This is a genomic window from Blastococcus sp. SYSU D00669, from assembly GCF_054050715.1.
Genome location: NZ_JBJGZV010000001.1, coordinates 169077 through 185991, shown reverse-complemented (window position 1 = coordinate 185991; position 16915 = coordinate 169077). Strand labels below are relative to the sequence as shown.

At 68.5% G+C, this 16915-nt stretch carries 16 protein-coding genes; 6 read left to right on the top strand and 10 right to left on the bottom strand.

Going from position 1 to position 16915, the window contains the following annotated elements; genetic code table 11:
- Window positions 1-58 precede the first annotated feature (58 nt).
- Window positions 59-739: a hypothetical protein gene (locus ACI8AF_RS00870; RefSeq protein ID WP_456537763.1), complete on the bottom strand. Its 681-nt coding sequence runs from the start codon at window positions 737-739 to the stop codon at window positions 59-61.
- A gap of 247 nt (window positions 740-986) precedes the next feature.
- On the opposite strand from ACI8AF_RS00870, the gene ACI8AF_RS00865 reads away from it, so the two are divergent.
- From ACI8AF_RS00865 to ACI8AF_RS00855, 3 genes are all read left to right on the top strand, one after another.
- Window positions 987-1247, top strand: coding sequence for a hypothetical protein (locus tag ACI8AF_RS00865; RefSeq protein ID WP_456537762.1), 261 nt, complete (start codon window positions 987-989; stop codon window positions 1245-1247).
- Between the two features lie 51 nt (window positions 1248-1298).
- On the top strand, window positions 1299-1502 hold the full coding sequence (locus ACI8AF_RS00860) for a hypothetical protein (protein ID WP_456537761.1): 204 nt from the start codon (window positions 1299-1301) through the stop codon (window positions 1500-1502).
- An 88-nt stretch (window positions 1503-1590) separates the two neighbouring features.
- Complete coding sequence (locus ACI8AF_RS00855) at window positions 1591-2706, top strand: LCP family protein (RefSeq protein ID WP_456537760.1); 1116 nt, start codon at window positions 1591-1593, stop codon at window positions 2704-2706.
- Window positions 2707-2993: 287 nt separating this feature from the next.
- Here ACI8AF_RS00855 and ACI8AF_RS00850 read toward each other — a convergent pair whose 3' ends face one another.
- The 7 genes from ACI8AF_RS00850 to ACI8AF_RS00820 form a co-directional block, all read right to left on the bottom strand.
- A complete protein-coding gene (locus ACI8AF_RS00850; protein WP_456537759.1) occupies window positions 2994-3839 on the bottom strand; it encodes a hypothetical protein in 846 nt (281 codons plus the stop codon).
- 72 nt (window positions 3840-3911) lie between these two features.
- The gene (locus ACI8AF_RS00845) at window positions 3912-4067 is read right to left on the bottom strand and encodes a hypothetical protein (RefSeq protein ID WP_456537758.1); all 156 of its coding nucleotides are present in this window, start codon (window positions 4065-4067) and stop codon (window positions 3912-3914) included.
- Window positions 4068-4157: 90 nt separating this feature from the next.
- Window positions 4158-5861 (bottom strand): hypothetical protein, encoded by a 1704-nt coding sequence (locus ACI8AF_RS00840; protein ID WP_456537757.1) that lies wholly within the window; start codon window positions 5859-5861, stop codon window positions 4158-4160.
- A 141-nt stretch (window positions 5862-6002) separates the two neighbouring features.
- Entirely contained in the window at window positions 6003-6656 is a 654-nt protein-coding gene (locus ACI8AF_RS00835) for an arsenate reductase/protein-tyrosine-phosphatase family protein (RefSeq protein ID WP_456537756.1), read from the bottom strand.
- A 499-nt stretch (window positions 6657-7155) separates the two neighbouring features.
- Window positions 7156-8658: a sugar transferase gene (locus tag ACI8AF_RS00830; RefSeq protein WP_456537755.1), complete on the bottom strand. Its 1503-nt coding sequence runs from the start codon at window positions 8656-8658 to the stop codon at window positions 7156-7158.
- Between the two features lie 194 nt (window positions 8659-8852).
- On the bottom strand, window positions 8853-10223 hold the full coding sequence (locus tag ACI8AF_RS00825) for a polysaccharide biosynthesis tyrosine autokinase (RefSeq protein ID WP_456537754.1): 1371 nt from the start codon (window positions 10221-10223) through the stop codon (window positions 8853-8855).
- Window positions 10224-10419: 196 nt separating this feature from the next.
- Window positions 10420-11385 carry a GDP-L-fucose synthase family protein gene (locus ACI8AF_RS00820; protein ID WP_456537753.1) on the bottom strand — a complete coding sequence of 322 codons (966 nt, stop codon included), beginning with the start codon at window positions 11383-11385 and terminating at the stop codon, window positions 10420-10422.
- Between the two features lie 89 nt (window positions 11386-11474).
- On the opposite strand from ACI8AF_RS00820, the gene gmd reads away from it, so the two are divergent.
- Both gmd and ACI8AF_RS00810 read left to right on the top strand, forming a co-directional pair.
- Complete coding sequence (gene gmd / locus ACI8AF_RS00815) at window positions 11475-12488, top strand: GDP-mannose 4,6-dehydratase (protein ID WP_456537752.1); 1014 nt, start codon at window positions 11475-11477, stop codon at window positions 12486-12488.
- A 95-nt stretch (window positions 12489-12583) separates the two neighbouring features.
- Window positions 12584-13390, top strand: a complete 807-nt coding sequence (locus ACI8AF_RS00810; protein ID WP_456537751.1) for a WecB/TagA/CpsF family glycosyltransferase — start codon at window positions 12584-12586, stop codon at window positions 13388-13390.
- Here the strand turns inward: ACI8AF_RS00810 and ACI8AF_RS00805 are convergent.
- Window positions 13385-14323, bottom strand: coding sequence for a glycosyltransferase family 2 protein (locus ACI8AF_RS00805; protein WP_456537750.1), 939 nt, complete (start codon window positions 14321-14323; stop codon window positions 13385-13387). The genes ACI8AF_RS00810 and ACI8AF_RS00805 overlap by 6 nt on opposite strands.
- Complete coding sequence (locus tag ACI8AF_RS00800) at window positions 14286-15515, bottom strand: O-antigen ligase family protein (RefSeq protein ID WP_456538034.1); 1230 nt, start codon at window positions 15513-15515, stop codon at window positions 14286-14288. Before ACI8AF_RS00800 ends, ACI8AF_RS00805 begins: the two co-directional genes overlap by 38 nt.
- 358 nt (window positions 15516-15873) lie before the next feature.
- Between ACI8AF_RS00800 and ACI8AF_RS00795 the strand changes: the two genes are divergently transcribed.
- Window positions 15874-16899 carry a hypothetical protein gene (locus ACI8AF_RS00795; RefSeq protein ID WP_456537749.1) on the top strand — a complete coding sequence of 342 codons (1026 nt, stop codon included), beginning with the start codon at window positions 15874-15876 and terminating at the stop codon, window positions 16897-16899.
- Window positions 16900-16915: the final 16 nt, after the last annotated feature.

Below are 16915 nucleotides of genomic sequence, written 5' to 3'. Positions count from 1 at the left end.
CTTCGCACCCGAAGTGGATCACGACGGCAAGCCTGCTGCAGGGCGGGGAAACGCCGGGCTAGGCGGCGTGCACCGAGGCGACACCGGCGAGAGGCCGGAAGTTCGCGGGTGCGTCATCGTCGCCACGGCGGGCTAGCGTTGCCGCCGAAACGGTCAGCCGCGGCAGCACCGCCATGAGCACGGCCACCAGGACTCCCGCTGCGGTCAGCGCCTCGCCGCTCTCCTCGACGAAGGTGGCGAACGCCGCCGACACCGGTCCGCCGGTGAGCCGGGCGTAGGCGGAGACGGCGGAGAGCCCGATCGCCGCGACGGCGTGCGCCGCCAGTGCCAGCACGAGCCGACGTCGTGCGCGGCACTCTTCGCCGCTGAGCTGGCCCAAGGCGACCAGCCCGGCCACCCCCACGGCGCCGAGGACGGCGGCCCCGCGCCACACGCCCACCCCCGAGCCGAGCACGTGGACCAGGCCGACGTGCAGCTCGCTGCTGAGCTTGACGACGCCGAGCAGCGCGGCGACCGTCGCCACCGCCGACCACCACGCCCGCCGTCCGGGCCGACGGACGGCCGCGACCGCCGACACGACCGCCGCGGCGAGCAGGACGCCGACCACGAACAGGCGGGCCAGCGAGCCGGGCCCGTCCATGGAGAGCAGCCGGCCGAAGTCGCCGTCCACGTCGAGCAGGCGCATCGCCAGGCCGGTGGTCTCCAAGAGCGCGGCGACGGCGGCCAGGAGGGCGGCCACCGGCGGCACGGCGGGATGCACTGGGACGGACCGGTTCACATCCGCTGTCTATCCAGGCAGCCATGACTGCGGGCTCTGACGCGCCGACCCGCAGCCGGGCACCGCACCAGCTTCCCCATCGTTCACACGATGCTCATCCGCGCGCGGTTGGACACGTCCCTTCCCGGGCACAAGCTGGCAGGGACAGCACCGACGGATCTTCCCGACGGACGACCGCAGCGCCGCCCGCCCGACCGAGGAACGCGCGATGACCTGGCTGCTGATCGTGGGAGCCGCGTGGCTCGCCATCGCCGCCGTGCTGGCCCGGGTGATCGCGCGCGCCATCCAGGTGGCCGAGCGCCGGCAGCGCGAGACCGCTGACTCCGTCGAGCGCCTGCCCTCCGGTGACCTCGTCCTGCTGGGCCACCCCGACGGCTCGGTGACGCTGCTGTCGCCCGAGGCACCCGCGGCCGATCCGACCCGGGCTCACGAACGCTCCCCGCACACCCGGACCCCCGGGAACAGCTGACCCCACGACCAGGGGATGGCGGACGGCCATCCCGTGCGCGAGAGTCGGGCCGTGGGCACGAAGCTGGCGATGACGCTGTTCGGGTTCGTCGTCGTCCTCGAGCTGCTCGCGGTCATCGTGATCGCCGGCGTGCTGTTCTGGATGGGCTCGCCCGAGACGATCGCCGTCGGCGCCGGGATGCTCGTCGTCGCGCTGCTGGCCTGCGTCCTGCTGGGGCGGCGGATCCGGCGGTCGTTCGAGGCACTGCACCGGTAGGCCGGGTCACCCCTCCGGGTGGGAAGGTCGTTCGCGCAGCTCATCCCGCTCGTACCCTCGATCCACAGCCTGGACGACGGGGGATCCCATGAACACCGACGAGTCGGACGAGCGCGGCTCCGCGGCACTCGCGACCGAGGTCGAGGAGACGTCCCCCGCCGAGCAGGCCGACGAGGACCTCTCGCCCAGACGACGTCGGAAGCTGGTGCGCCGGGCGTTGGTCAGTGCCGGCGTGCTGGTGCTCGTGCTCGTGGTGCTCATCGGCGGCGGCCTGTGGTTCGTGACCCAGCGCTACGCCGGGAACGTCGACCGCATCGAGGACGTCTTCGGCGGCCTCGAGGAGAGCAACCGTCCGGCGCCGGCCACCTCCACCGTGGAAAACCCGGCCGGCGCCCCGGTCACCTTCCTGCTGGTCGGCTCCGACACCCGCGCGTCGACGGCCGACGGTGAGAACCCGGGCGGGCGCTCCGACGCCATCATGCTGGTCCGCCTCTCGGCCGACCGGGAGCACGCCCAGCTGATCTCGATCCCCCGCGACTCGTGGGTGGCGATCCCCGGGCACGGGATGAACAAGATCAATGCGAGCTACGCGTTCGGCGGACCCACGCTGCTGATCCAGACGGTCGAGCAGCTCACCCAGGTGCGCATCGACCACTACGTCGCCATCGACTTCGAGGGCATCGCCGAGGTCACCGACGCGCTGGGCGGTGTGGACGTCGAGGTCGCCGAGACCACGACCAACGGCGACTACACCTTCGAGGCCGGGGTCAACCACATCACCGGCGAGGAGGCCCGCTGGTACCTGGGCCAGCGCTACGACCTGCCGGGTGGCGACTTCGACCGCGTGAGGCGACAGCAGCAGTACCTGCAGGCGGTGTTCGAGAAGCTGTTCAGCTCCGACACGTTCACCGACCCGGGCAAGCTCGACGCCGCGCTGCGGGCGCTCACCGGCTCGGTGAGCATCAGCGACACCCTCAGCAGCACCGACCTGCTGCAGCTGGCGTACTCGATGCGCGGGCTCACGCCCGACAACGTCGCGTCTTTCACCGCACCGGTGCTCGGGACCGGCATGGAGGGCGCCGCCAGCGTGGTCTACCTCGACAGCGTCACCGGCGAGCGCATGTGGACCTACCTGCGGAGCGACTCGCTGGGGCAGAACGCCGCGGAGTTCGAGAAGCAGGCGCTGCCCGACGTCCCCCGCTGACGGCACCGCGTCAGACGCGCCGGCCGTTCACGGTCGTGTGCTTGGCGCCGCATGCGCGGCAGAGGTCATAGGTCCGCACCGCCTCGCGCGGCACCGGCACCAGCCGAGCCACTCCCCGCGGGACGGGCCGGGACTCCACGGCCACCACGTCCGCGCTCCCGCAGAGCGCACACGGCAGCCCGGCGACCCCGCGCTCGACGCGACGCCGTTGCGGCTGCACAGAGCGGAAGGATAGGGCCGCTCCCACCTACCGCCAAGGAGCCCGTACGCGGACCCCGAGTACCGGCTCAGCGCTCGACGGAACGAGGCGCGGCGCGGCGGGGCAACGACTCCGGGAGGTCGAGGGTCCGCGCGTCGACCTCGCGGCGCAGCGGCCAGCCGGCCGGCAGGACGACGCGCGGGGCGACGCCGGCGAGGACGGCCATGAGGAAGGCGACAGCGGCCAGCGCCTCCCCCGACTCCTCGACATAGGTGGCGGTGACGTACCAGCCGGGGCCGGCGACGGCCGAGACGGCGGACAGGCCGACGGCGGCGACGGCGTAGCCGACCAGCGAGCCGAGAACGCGCCGGCGGTCACGCCGCTCGGTGCGGCTGAGGAACCAGAGTGCGGCGACCACGGCGACGGCGACGGCGACGCTGAGCGCTGTGGCGGCGGCCGTGCCGACCGCGTCGTTCAGGCCCGACATGGCGTCGGAGTGGACCGTGCTCCCGGCCTTCACGGCGGCGATCACGCCGCCGACGAGCCCGACGCCGGTCCACCAGGTGCGGCGACCCGGGATGGCGCCGGCTCCGGCGAGCGCGGCCAGCGCGGCGGCGGCGAAGAGCAGGGCGACGAACAGGCGCGGCGCCGAATACGGGGCGTCCATCGACAGCGACCGCGAGGAGCTGCCGGTGAGCCGCAGGACGAAGCCGACGGTCTCCAGCGCGACGGCGGTCGCGGCGAGGGCCACGCCGATCGGGGGCAGCGGGATGCGCCGACGAGGCGCCGCCACGGCGGCGGTGAGGTCAGCTTCCGCGAGCGCCTCGGTGCCCAGCTCGCGACGCTCAGCGAGCCGGATACCGCGACCGATCACAACGGCGACGAGCGCACCGACGACGAGCCACACCAGCAGCCCGCCCAGAACCCACCACATCCACACGAGGCGAACTATCGGCAGATCGCGCGAGAATCCTGAACGGCAACGCCCGTAAGTGACGAATGAGTCTCAGGGGACGGCGACGAAGCCCACCGGGAGGTCGGCCGTGGTCAGGACGGCACCTTCCTCGGTCCGCCGGTCCGCCAGGCGGATGCCGCGGCCGATGACCACACCGACCAGCACGGCGACAAGCAGCCAGGCGGCGAGGACCCAGAGCATCCACATGCCGTGGTCATCGGCTGGCCGGAGCCCGGACGGCACCGTCGCCGTCCCCTCCTGACCCGTCCGGCACTCCTGCCGCACGGACACCACCTGTCAGCCGGCGAGAACCTTGTCCCCGTCGTCGAGCACCAGGTCGCGCGGGTTGCCGGTGGCCGGACGTGCGACTGCCTTGCCCCTGCGGCCCTTGCGGCGACCGGTGCGGTGCTCGTTGACGACGAAGCCGAGCACCGGGACGTCGGCAACCTCGGCGCGGTTCCGGATCACCTCGAGGTCGTGCAGCGTGGTGCGCGGTGAGGCGATGACCACGAGGCCACCGGCCGACGCGAGCTGCAGCGCGAGCGGGTGGTCGTTGACGGCCGGCGAGTCGACCAGTGCGAGGAGCCGGTCGCCACCGCCGAACACACGGGCCCAGTTCCCACGCCGGTGATCGCTCAGCCGCCGGCCGCGCTCGGTGGCGAACCCGTTGAGGCCTATCGGCACGACCGGCACACGCCCGCCCCCGTAGGGGATGTAGTGGAGGACCTGGGCGAGCGGGCCGCCCTCGAGCACCTCGGCCAGCCCCGGGGAGTCCTGCAGTTCGAGCAGGTCGGTGGTGGTCGGGCAGCCGAAGCCGGTGTCGACCAGGGCGACCGGCTGGCCGATGTACTCGGCCGCTGCGGCGAGGTTGCGGGTGAGCACGCTCGTGCCCTCCCGCCGGTGGGCGCTGGTGACGACGACCGAGCCGAGGCCGCGGCGCCGCGCGCTGAGCACGATCGACGACGAGAGCACCTTGAGTTCGTTGCTGAGGCGGGTGTCGTCGCCGAGGTCGGCAAACCCGGGTCCCTTGCGCAGCCTGCGGTCGTGCCCGACCGTGCCGAGCAACGGGGCGCCGAGGATCATCGCGGCCTGGCTGAGGTCGACACCGCGGCGCCGCTCGACCGAGCTGTAGGCGACGGCCAGGCCGAGCAGCAGCCCGCCGAGGATGCCGGCGGCCAGGTTCTCGACCGCCGGCGTGGTGGTGGCCTGAGGACGCTCGGCGGCGATCACCCGGTCGACGCCGGACTCGAGGATCGTGTAGTCGGCCGTCGCCTGCTGGATGGTGTCGTTGGTGTCGTTGATGCTCGCGGTGATCGCGACGGCCTCGTTCTGCAGACGCTGGTACTCGACGTCGGTCTCGAGCGTGGCCTGGATCCAGTTGGCCCGCTCGGTCGGGCTGACGATCGCGCCGGCGAACCCGGTGACGTAGGCGACCTCGTCGGCCAGGGCCTGCTGCACCTCGGTCAACCGCGCCTCCTGGCTGCTGCGCAGGTCGGTGAGCACCTCGGTGATCTGCGCGGCCCGCTGCGCGTAGGAGCCGGCCTCGACCTGGAGGTAGGCCTGCGGGAGCGCGTTCGCGAGGTCCTCGGCCAGCGCCGGGCTCGAGGCGTGCGCCTCGATGGTGATGACGGATGAGTTCGTGATCGGGTCGACGACGGTCTGCGCACCGACCTCGCCGGGGGTCAGCCGCCCGTCGAGCAGCTCGCTCGCGGCGCGGGCGACCTCGGGCGACGCGAGGATCTGCGCGGCGGTCTGCGAGTTGAGGGCTCCGTTGGCGCCGGCCGCGCCGCCGAACAGCACCACCTCGCCGGGGCTGCGGACGACGACCTGTGACGAGGCGGCGTAGTCAGCGGGCAGCAGCGGCGTGATCGCGTAGGCGATGCCGCCGCCCAGGAGCGCACCGATGAGGCCGCAGCCGACGTACCAGCGCAGAGCGGAGCGGCCCAGGCGGGATGAGCGTGGCGCCCCGGCGACCTCCTCGAAGGTGGTCCCAGCAGTCACGAGCGTCTCCTGCGTATCGGCGGCACGGCGGCCGGAAGATACCGGTGACGGAGCGTGATCCGAGCCGGTCACGGGCTCGGGTGATCAACTGTCCCCGATCGGGTGAAGATCGGGGTGAACCGTGCGGGTGAGGTGGGGGCCTCAGGCGACGCCCGCTCGGCCGTCGTCGCCGGCCCTACCAGCCAACGACGGCTCGCCGGCGAGCTCGGCGAAGCGCTGGAGCAGGGGCAGCAGCGATTCGGCGATCAGGTCCCCGGCCGTCTGGTGCGCCTCGAGCGGGCGGTTGATCGGGTCGGGGACGTCGTCGTCCTCGCTGCTGGTGTGCCGCGACCGGGCGGTCGCCATGGCCCGCACCAGGTCGCGCGCCCGCCCCGGGAGGTCGTCGCCCTGCGGGTCGGCGTCGCCCAGCTCGGCGAGGATCCCGGCTGCTTCGCGGAGGGTGAACGTGCGGGCGAGCGCCCGGGGGGCCAGCTGCAGTACGTGCTGCCGGTGCGGGCGGGTCATCGCGAGGATCAGGTCCGCGCCGAGCGTGTGCTCGACCTCGAGCTGCCGGGCGACGAAGCCGCCCGGATCACCGCCGAAGCCGGCGAGGACGAGCGCGCTGTCGGGATGCATGGCGGAACCGACGACGGCGCCGGTGCCGGCGCTGTGCAACTGGATCAGGTGGGCGTCGTCGCCGAGAACCTCGTCGAGGTAGGCCTGGCCGAGCCGCTCGGCGAGCGCGGACCGGCAGATGTTGCCCGTGCAGACGAGGAGGACGGTGAAGACGTCCCTCGGGGACACGGCAGTCGACACCAGGACAGTGTGCGACTCCCGCACTGGTTGAGCACGGAATCTGCCAAACGCCTCGGGCTGATGGGACGGATGGGGATGTGGCATTCCCCCTGCACCCTCCTCGTGCCGTGGCCACTGTGAGCTACCGGCGTTACCGTTCACGGGCGACTCTCGATCACCCGATCCAGCGAATACTCGGCCGGCACGAGGAGGTGGCGACCGTGGACACCAGCGGTCAGCGGGGCACGGACAGACAGCGCCTCACCGACACCGTCTCCACGCGCCACGAGTGGGCGCGGAGACCGGAACGGCGCCTGGCTGCCCGTCCCGACGGTCGCCGGGACTCCTCGGCCCGGCACAGCCCTCTGCACGTCCACTGGTTCCGCTGGCAGTCGGAAGACCCGTTCAGCGGGTCCAGCCTGTACGCCTGCCGCTGCGGCACCGTGCGCCCCGGAATCTGAGTCCCACCTAGGCGGAGAGCCCCGGCCGATCCGGTCGGGGGCTCTCCGCTCGCCCCGGGTCAGTACGCGCCCGACCCGCGGATGACGGCGCCGATGGTCTTCCAGAGGATCATCAGGTCGAAGGTCAACGACCAGTTCTCCACGTACCGGACGTCGATGCGCACCGAGTCGTCCCAGGACAGATCGGAGCGCCCGCTCACCTGCCACAGCCCGGTCAGGCCGGGCTTGACGAGGAAGCGGCGGTGCATGTCGCGACCGTATTTCTCCACCTCGGACCGCAACGGGGGACGCGGACCGACGAGCGACATCTCGCCACGGAGCACGTTGAACAGCTGGGGCAGCTCGTCCAGGGAGTACCGCCGCAAGACCCGGCCGACGCGCGTCACCCGAGGGTCGTCCTTCTTCTTGAACAGGACGCCGTTGCCGTCGCTGTCCGCCGCCAGCTGTTCCACCATGCGATCGGCGCCGGTCACCATGCTGCGGAACTTGAGCATCGAGAACGTGCGACCGTCCTTGCCGACGCGCTCCTGCCGGAAGAGCACCGGCCCGCTGCTGGTCGTCCGCACGGCCAAGGCGATGGCGAGCAGCAGCGGCGACAGGAAGAGGATGCCGAGGCAGGATGCGGCGGCGTCGGAGAGATCCTTGGTGAGCCGGCGAACGCCCTTCAGCTCCGGACGCTCCATGTGCATGAGCGGCAGGCCGCTCACCGGTCGGATCCGGACTCGCGAACCGACCACGTCCGTGACGGCCGGCGCGAGCAGCAGTTCGGCTTCGGTGTCCTCGAGCTCCCAACCGAGCCGGCGGAGGGCCGGGCCGTCGAGCTCCGGACAGGGCAGCACTGCGACGGTGTCGACCTCGTAGCGGGCCACCACCTCGGCGACGTCGGTGAGGTCGCCGAGGACTGGCAGGCCGTTGAAGACGTCCTCGCCAGGTCGCTGCTGGTCCGCTGGGAGGCAGCAACCGATGACCCGGTAGCCGTGGTAGGCCTCGCGGTCGAGCTGCTCGTCGAGGGCGCCCACGCCGCTCCGATGGCCGACCAGCAGGGTCGTCTGCTGGAAGCGCCCGTGCGCGCGTTGGCGGTGCAGCCGCTGCCGGCGCACGTAACGCTGGGCCAGCGTCAGGACGGTCGCCAGCGGCAACGCCATGACGACGAAGCCACGAGCGACGTCGAGCTTGAACGCCCACGATACCGTGCCGACCGTGGCGAGCAGCATGACGGCGGCCGCGAAAACGCGCCGGAACTCCTCGGCCCCGATCCAGAGAAAGCGCTGCTCGTAGCTGCGGGCGACCAGCATGGCCGCGACCCAGACGAGAGGCAGCAGGAGCGCGATCGCGAGAGCAACCTTCGCCTCGGCTACTGGGCCGAAGCGGAGGAGGTAGCCGACGGCGCCGGCAAAGCCGGCACAGACGGCGTCGCCGATGACCGAGTTGCGGACGTACCGGTCGCGCCAGGCGCGGCGGGCAACCGTGCCCTCCCCACGAAGGCGCGCGGCAAACGGATACCAACCGCGGCCGGGCGACAGCGCTTGGGGACGGACGGATCCGTCACGAACGTCGAGCATGGAAATGGAAGGCCCCCGTGCCAGTCGGGCGCCGGCGCGCCCTTGCGATCCCCCCGGACAGACTGGGAACTACGCAGTTCAACCAGTCCTACCCCAAGGTAACGCCTGCACGACCTGAGAGCGAGACAGCCTTCACACAACCTGCAGATTGCCCTGTCCCCTCTCGGGGGGACAGAAGACGCGGTTCGTCTTCCTCAGGCCCCGTGCTTGGCGTCGTAGCCATAGCTGTACCCATAGCCGTAGGCGGTCGCCATCTGAGCCTTCGGCGGCACGATATTGAGGATGACGCCGAGCGCCTTGGCCCCGACTCGGTCGAGAGTGGCGGCGGCTTGCCGCAGTTGCTCTTTGCGGGTGCTGCCGTAGCGCACAGAAAGAAGCACGCCATCCGTATGAACCGCGAGCCCCGATGCGTCCGCAACGGGAAGCAAGGGCGGCGCATCGACGAGGACGAAATCGTTCTCGCCGCGGAGCTTGTCGATGAGCTCCGCCATGTGCGACGAGGCAAGCAGCTCGCCCGGGTTCGGTGCGAGCGGGCCGGCGCCGACGACAGAAAGATCTCCGTCGCCGTAGCGCTGGACGACCTCGTCGTACTCGGCGTTGCCCGCGAGAATGTTGGTGAGACCCACGCCGCCCACCATGCCGAGGTAGCGAGTCACCTTCGGGCGGCGAAGGTCCGCTTCGATGATGGTGACCCTGCGACCAGCGTCGAGCAGCGCCAGTGCGAGGTTCACGACAACCGTCGATTTTCCCTCCGACGGGATGGCGCTGCTAACCATGATGACGGTGGGCGGGTGGTCAACATTGAGGAACTGCAGGTTGTTGCGCAGTTGCCGGTAGTCCTCGGCCGTGCGTGTGGCACTGCGCCGATCGATGACATGCTGCTTTTCGAGGCCGTCGTCTCTCAGGACGAAACCGATCACTGGTGCACCGGCCAGCTCAGCCGCCTCATCAGGATCCTTGACCGACCGGTCAAACCCTGCCCGGGCAATCGCTAGACCGGCACCCACAAGAAGTCCCACGAGCAGCCCGAGCGCGACATTGCGCGTAGTCTGCGGCGAGCTTGGCCTGGTCGGAACCTCAGGTGCGTCGGTGACAACGACCTTGACGGGTGACGCGCCGCCGTCCTCCGGCGTTTCTAGTTCCGTGACGAAGTCCGTGAATTCATCACCGAAGGCCTCAGCGATGGCCTGGGCCCCCTCTGCCGAGTGGTCGGTCACAGTGACGTCGATGAGGACGGTGTCAGTCACCGCCGTTGCCGTGACCCGTTCCCGCAGCTCCTGGGGGGATAGATCCAGGTCCAACCTGTCGATCACCCGCCCGGCGAGCTCGTCTCCTGTAAGCAGCCGTGCGTACGACGCCACACGCTGCTGGGAGAACTGGCTGCCCTGGAACACGTCAGAGGTCGTTGCAGTGTCGCGGGTGGAGACGAACAGCTGTGTGGAAGAGGTGTACTGCGGCGTCTGCAGCAGGCTTGCGAGCAGCGCCGCCGCGCCCCCGACCAAGAGTCCGAGCACCGGTAGCCACCAGGCGGCACGCAGGGCTGAAAGGACATTTCTCAGTTCCACGTTTCCCCCGCTTCCTCGGCCGGCCCGCGGTGGCCAAGACGGCGCTCCTGCGCCCGATCTCCGGACGATAGGTGACGCTGGAGGGCGGGATCTATTGTCCGGACAGCAGACCTACCCCGAAACGGGTAGACGGCAGCCCTACTCCGAGCAGGTACCGGCCCGTACGAGCGAGCACTCTCCCCCAGACCTCGGCTGATCACGCCGCCCGTAGGGCCCCTGCAGCCAACTGCTCGACGTACCAGGCATAGGTCTGCTCGAGCCCCTCGCGAAGCCCGATCTCCGCTCGCCATCCGAGGTCATGAATCTTGCTGACATCGAGCAGCTTGCGCGGGGTTCCATCAGGTTTGCTGGTGTCGAACTGCAACTCGCCCTCATAGCCGACGACGTGGGCCACGAGCTCCGCCAGCTCCCGGATGGAGAGGTCCTCACCGACGCCGATGTTGATCGGCTCGGGCTCGTCGTAGTGCTGGAGGAGGTGCAGACACGCTCGGGCCAGGTCGTCGACGTGCAGGAACTCTCGCCGAGGCGTGCCAGTGCCCCAAACGGTGACCGTCGGGGCACCCTGCTCCTTCGCCTCGTGGAAGCGGCGGATCAGGCCAGGCAGCACATGCGAGTTGGTCGGGTGGAAGTTGTCGCCAGGTCCGTACAGGTTGGTCGGCATCGCCGAGATGTAGTGGACGCCGTACTGCCGTCGTAGAGCCTGCACCTGTAGAACGCCGGAGATCTTGGCGATCGCGTAGGCGTCATTGGTCTCCTCAAGCCGACCAGTGAGCAGGCTGTCCTCGCGGATCGGCTGGGCGGCCAACTTCGGGTAGATGCAGCTGGAGCCCAGGAACAGCAGCTTGGTCGTTCCATGCCGCGCGGCCGCGTCGAGCACGTTGACCTGCATGCGCAGGTTGTCGCTGATGAAATCGGCCGGGTACGTGTTGTTAGCCACGATACCGCCCACCTTGGCGGCAGCCATGACGACGGTTGCCGGCTCCTCGCTGGCGAAGAAGGCCTCGACGGCGGCCGGGTCGCGAAGATCCAGCTCGGTAGAAGTCCTGGTCACCAAGGAGGTGAAGCCGGCGTCGCGAAAGTTCCGCAGCACGGCGCCCCCCACGAGACCACGGTGTCCGGCGACGAACGTGCGAGCACCCCGGTCGAGTGGTGCTATTGCCATATCTGTCCTCCCCGCGATTGCTGGCTCCCTAGGCTAACTGCGGGGATCCCGGGTGGCCCGGGATGCACTCGAAAGTGAGGAATGGCTCTGTGGCGAAGTCGGCTCTGATCACCGGTATCACCGGCCAGGATGGCTCCTATCTGGCGGAACTGCTCCTGAGTAAGGGCTACGAGGTCCACGGGCTCATCCGCCGGTCGTCCACGTTCAACACCGGCCGCCTCGATGACATCTACGAGGACCCCCATGTCTCCAATAGGCATCTCTACCTGCACTACGGCGACCTGAACGACAGCGCGACCCTGACGAACCTCCTGCGGGACGTCAACCCTGACGAGGTGTACAACCTGGGCGCGCAGTCGCATGTCCGGGTGTCCTTTGATCAGCCCGTCTTCACCGGTGACGTCACGGGTGTCGCTGCGATGCGGTTGCTTGAGGCGGTCCGAGCGGCACGGCTGCGGACGAAGATCTACCAGGCGTCGAGCTCGGAGATGTTCGGCGCCACCCCCCCACCGCAGGACGAGGAGACCCCCTTCTACCCGCGCAGCCCGTACGGCGTGGCCAAGGTGTACGCGTACTGGGCCACCCGCAACTACCGCGAGGCCTACGGGATCTACGCAGTCAACGGCATCCTCTTCAACCACGAGTCCCCTCGTCGCGGCGAGACGTTCGTGACCCGCAAGGTAACCCGCGCCGTGGCCCGCATCCAGGCCGGCATCCAGGAGAAGCTCTACATGGGCAACCTCGACGCCGTCCGCGACTGGGGCTACGCGCCGGAGTACGTCGAGGGCATGTGGCGGATGCTCCAGGCCCCGCTGCCGGCCGACTATGTGCTAGCCACCAACACCGCGTACTCCGTGCGCGACTTCGTGCAGATGGCGTTCGAGCACGTCGGCCTCGACTGGGAAAAGTACGTCGAGCACGACTCGCGCTACGAGCGGCCGACCGAGGTGGACGCTCTCATCGGCGACTACTCGAAGGCGAAGAAGGAACTCGGCTGGGAGCCCAAGGTCCTCACACCGGAACTGGTCAAGATCATGGTCGAGGCAGACGTCCAACTCCTCGACGACGAGCGTTCCGGGCGACGCGTACGAGTCGACCGCTGAATGCACTTGGCGTGCAGCTTTCCTGTCGCGCCGAGATCCACCCGCACCAGCCGCGGGGCGCTCAGATCATGTGCTCGCTCACAGAAGGACGGACGATGCAACCGGACCGTTGGAAGGAAGTTCCACTGCCGCCCTCCTCGGTGACGGAGTTCGGGGACATCCCTCTGTGGCTCGGCAGCCTTCAAGAGGCCGCTCAGATGGTGCTCTCGAACCCGGGTGCCGCACAATCGACCTCCTTTCGCCTCATCAACGCCTACAGCCTGTACTGCGCGGATCAGACGCCCATGTACAGGGATGTACTCCGTGGCCCTGGCGTGAACTTCATCGATGGCAAGCCACTGGCGCTGGCGATGAGGCGTTGGAACAAGGGCCGCAACGTCGAGCAGGTGCGCGGGCCGAGTCTGTTCGAGTACTGCTTGGACAAGGGACGCAGTGCATCCCTACGGCACTTCCTCCTGGGTGGCACCCCAGATCTGCTCGAGCAACTCATCCATGCCCTGGAGCAACGGTATCCCGGCATCTTGATCACCGGCTCTTACAGCCCCCCTTTCAAGAGACTAGAGGAGGATGACCGAGAAGAATTTCGCGACCATGTCCGGCGAGCAGATCCGGACATCGTCTGGGTCGGCCTGGGCACACCGAAGCAAGATGTGGAAGCTGCCGACCTCACGCGTTCGCTGCGCATCACTTCGGTAGCGGTTGGTGCCGCGTTCGACTTTTCCGCGGGCCGAAAGCCGGAGGCGCCTCGTATTCTCAAGGCGTTGGCCCTTGAGTGGGTCTTCCGCTTGTACAGCGAGCCCTCTCGACTATGGCGGCGCTATCTGTTCGGAAACACCTTCTTTATCGGCCTACTGCTACGCCACGGCGCCCAGCGGAAGTTTCGTCGAAGCATCCGGTCATGAGTGATGCTGCGGGCGGGATGGTCGCACGAGGAGAGATAGCGACCGCAGCATGCGCTCGATAGCCTTGTCGGCCCGGAGAAGACCCGCCGCTGCCAACTGAACGCCGCCAACGGCCGAGAACCTGGATTCCAGGAGTCGCACTTGCGCATCGCGGTACAGGCGGTCGCTCGCCGCGGCGACTCTCAGCCGGAACCGTTCCCACGGGCTCGACAGTATTGCTTCGCGGAACGTGTCATATGGTGTTGCGGACTCTCGAGGCTGTTCATAGGTTGCTGCCGCATAGCGCATCCCGATCAGTATGTCGACCTGCCGTCGCGCGTTCAGACTGCCACCATGGAATCGGTACCCAAGTCCGCACACGGGAAGATTGCTGAGCTTGCCGACCCGGCTCAATCTTAGGAAGAAGTCGCAATCCTCGCTCACTCCGTGCGTCCAATAGCCGCCGATTCGCAGCGCAGCCTCGCGGCGGAACATGACCGTCGGATGGCTGAGCGCGTGCCGGCCGCGCCGCAGAGCAGAGACGATGTCCTCGTGCTCCGATGGCAGGGCGCTCACGGACGTACTCTGGTCGACGTCTCGGACGAAGCGCTTGATCTGCGTGCCGCAGAGCACCAGCTCTGGATCCGCCATCAGGGCAGCGACTTGCGCGCTGAACCGGCCTGAGAGCACGACGTCGTCAGCGTCCAGCCGCGCGACAAGAGCGGTGTCCGCGAGGCGCAGCCCGACATTCAACGCCTCCGCCAGTCCGGCTGCACCCGTGAGTACCAATTGCACCCGGGCGTCCTCGGCTGCTACTCGGCCGACGAAGGTCACGGTGGAATCCGTCGACCCGTTGTCGAGGACCAACAGACGGTCGTCAGTGTTGAGGTCCTCGAGGCAGCTACGCAGCGCCTCTTCAATGTGGGGCCAGCCGTTGCGCACGGGAAGCAACACGGTGATGGGCTCCCTCGACGCGGAGCCGTCCGGGTGCTCGGACATGTCCCTCCTCGTTCCACTCCCCGACAAGGTTGAGCAGCAGTGCCAGCATGAGCGGGATGCTCGGCGTCGACAGGGGGTTGTCGACGGACGCCAGGACCGCGAGTCCCCCCAGGATTCCGACGACCACCTGCCAACCCATCGCCCGCCAGAAGGCGCTGATAACCAACCATGCCACACTGCCCATTAGAAGGGCAGCGAACAGCCAACCGACATCCACGAAGAGATGGATGTATTCGTTGTGGGGCGCGATGAACGCGGGCTGGACACCCACGGGACTCTCTGCCGCGTTGGCTACCGAACTGGCTCCCAGTCCGTTGCCCGCGAAAGGATGCCGCTCTGCCACAGCAAGGAAGAACTGCCAAGCTTGCAGCCGCCCGCTCGTGTTGAAGCTGCCTTCATAGGAGTTGCCGGCATTTCTCTGCACCGCGCCGACCGTGGCAGCCACGCCGATCGCCCCGAGTGCGATGACGGCTACCGCCTTGGCGCCGCGACGGTGCGCCGGTGCGGCCCGAAGGACTACCCCGAACAGGAGAAGGACGGCAATTGCCGCGATCGCCCCGCGGGACAAAGTGGCGCTGGCGATTGCGGCATTGACCAGCGCCCACAGGTAGCCCCGACGAATCACCCCTACCTTCATGCCGTACAGGCTGGCCGCTGCTGCGACGAAAGCAGCCATGGCGAGGTGGGGGGCTATCGACAAGCCCTGCAGTCGTAGCACCCCTGTTTCGTCGAGCGACAACGGGCTACGACCGGTCACCGGCCAGATCAGGAAACCAAGGCCGCCTATCAGCAATGGTCCGAAGGCCAGCGCCTTGAGCACGACAGCTCTGCTTGAAGGGCTGATCCGTGGCAAGAGGAACACCCAGCCGGAGAGGAACCCCAACCAGGCAGTGACCATGCCAACGATTCCAAGTCGGTACGGATCTGGGGATAGCAGCGACCAGCCGAGCGCAAACACCCACAGAGCCATGAACGCCAGGGCAGGCGGCCCAAGCCGGGCCAACCCGCAGCGCAACACGGCGACACCGGCCAGTGCGATGACCAGCGCCTTCGTCACGGACGTCGGGGCGCCGAGCAGCTCTTGGACGGTCGGCTCGACCAAGGCCAGTCCTAGAGCACTGACCAAGAGCCAGTGCGAGGGCAGCACGAACAACAACGGCGCTCCAGCAGCGGCTAGCGCCACCACTGCGCCCAAGTCACTGAGAGAGCCGGCCAAAGCTAGGCCAGACGCAAGGATGAGCAGGACCGCCACCAGGTACAGGTCCCGATGCCGCCCCAGGGTATGGAGCATTCATCCCCTCAAGAACATCCGCTGACTCGTGTGATCCAACCACCTCTGCAGGCTTGCCGCTGCCTCGACGTGATTTGCTCCCCATTCCGGGGGAGACTCTGGCCGGGGTAGACGCAGGCCAGCTCCGGCGGCCGGTGCGCTTGGTGACGGTGCGCACCTCCCGCCAGAAGTTCCACGTGACGCCCATGTGCCGACAGAGAGGGGGCGGTACAGCGTGCCGCGACTGCTGCTCATTTCCAGCGTCCGTTGGGGTTATCTGTGGCAGCGGCACCAGGCCCTTGCCGTCGCGGCGGCCGAGGCCGGATGGACGGTTGACTTCCTGCAACCGCGACCGCGGAACATGCGGCAGATAGCGACCTATCCCGTTCGGATGGCCACCGGCTCACGCGTAGAACAATCGCACGGGACGACACCGGCGGGTGTGAACGTCCTGGGCTTGCGCAGTTGGTTTGGCAGGCTCCCTTCCTACGATCTGGCCATCCTCTACATTCCTGACCGCATCACAGAGTGGCGGATCAGCCGCGTGCAGATGGGCCACACGATCTACGATGCCGTTCTCGACTGGGCCACAGTGCCCCGAGACTGGTACCCGCCGCTCGGATGGAAGAAGAGCGAACAGCGGATCGCTCGCCGCCCCAACACACTGGTCACAACTGACTCCGAAGGCATGGCGGCGATCCTTGCAAGTCGTGGGATCAAGGGCCATGTCCTTCCGCCCGCTGCCGACCCACCGTTCATCTCGGCCGGGATCGCGGCGACGACGAAAAAACCAGCGATTCTCTATTTCGGCTCAATCAGGGACGAAGTAGACGTGCCTGCGCTCATACATCTCGCTAGATCGGGGCTCTCGGTCGAGGTGATCGGACGCATCGAGCAGCCCGAGTTAGGACGCCGGTTGGTCGAGGGGGGCGTCCTGGTGAGAGGGCCGCTCCCTGTACGAGACCTGGCCGAGGTCGCAGCCCAGTTCCAAGTACTGGTGCTGCCCTATCGCGGCGATCGCGCGACCTCCCTAGCTCCTGCCAAGTACTGGAATTGCGTAGCAGCGCAGTCCTGGGTCATTACGCACGGACTCAAGGTGCCAACGGCTGCCCCGAATGTTGTGGCGACCGACGGCACCTTGGGCGACCTGTTGACGTGCGTACGAGCCGCGCTTGAGACGCGACCGCCCAAGGCCCCGGCTCCCACCTGGGGGACGCGCTGGGACGAGTTGCTCGATCTGCTACCCCTCGACGCCGCATGACTTAAGGGGGCGGCAC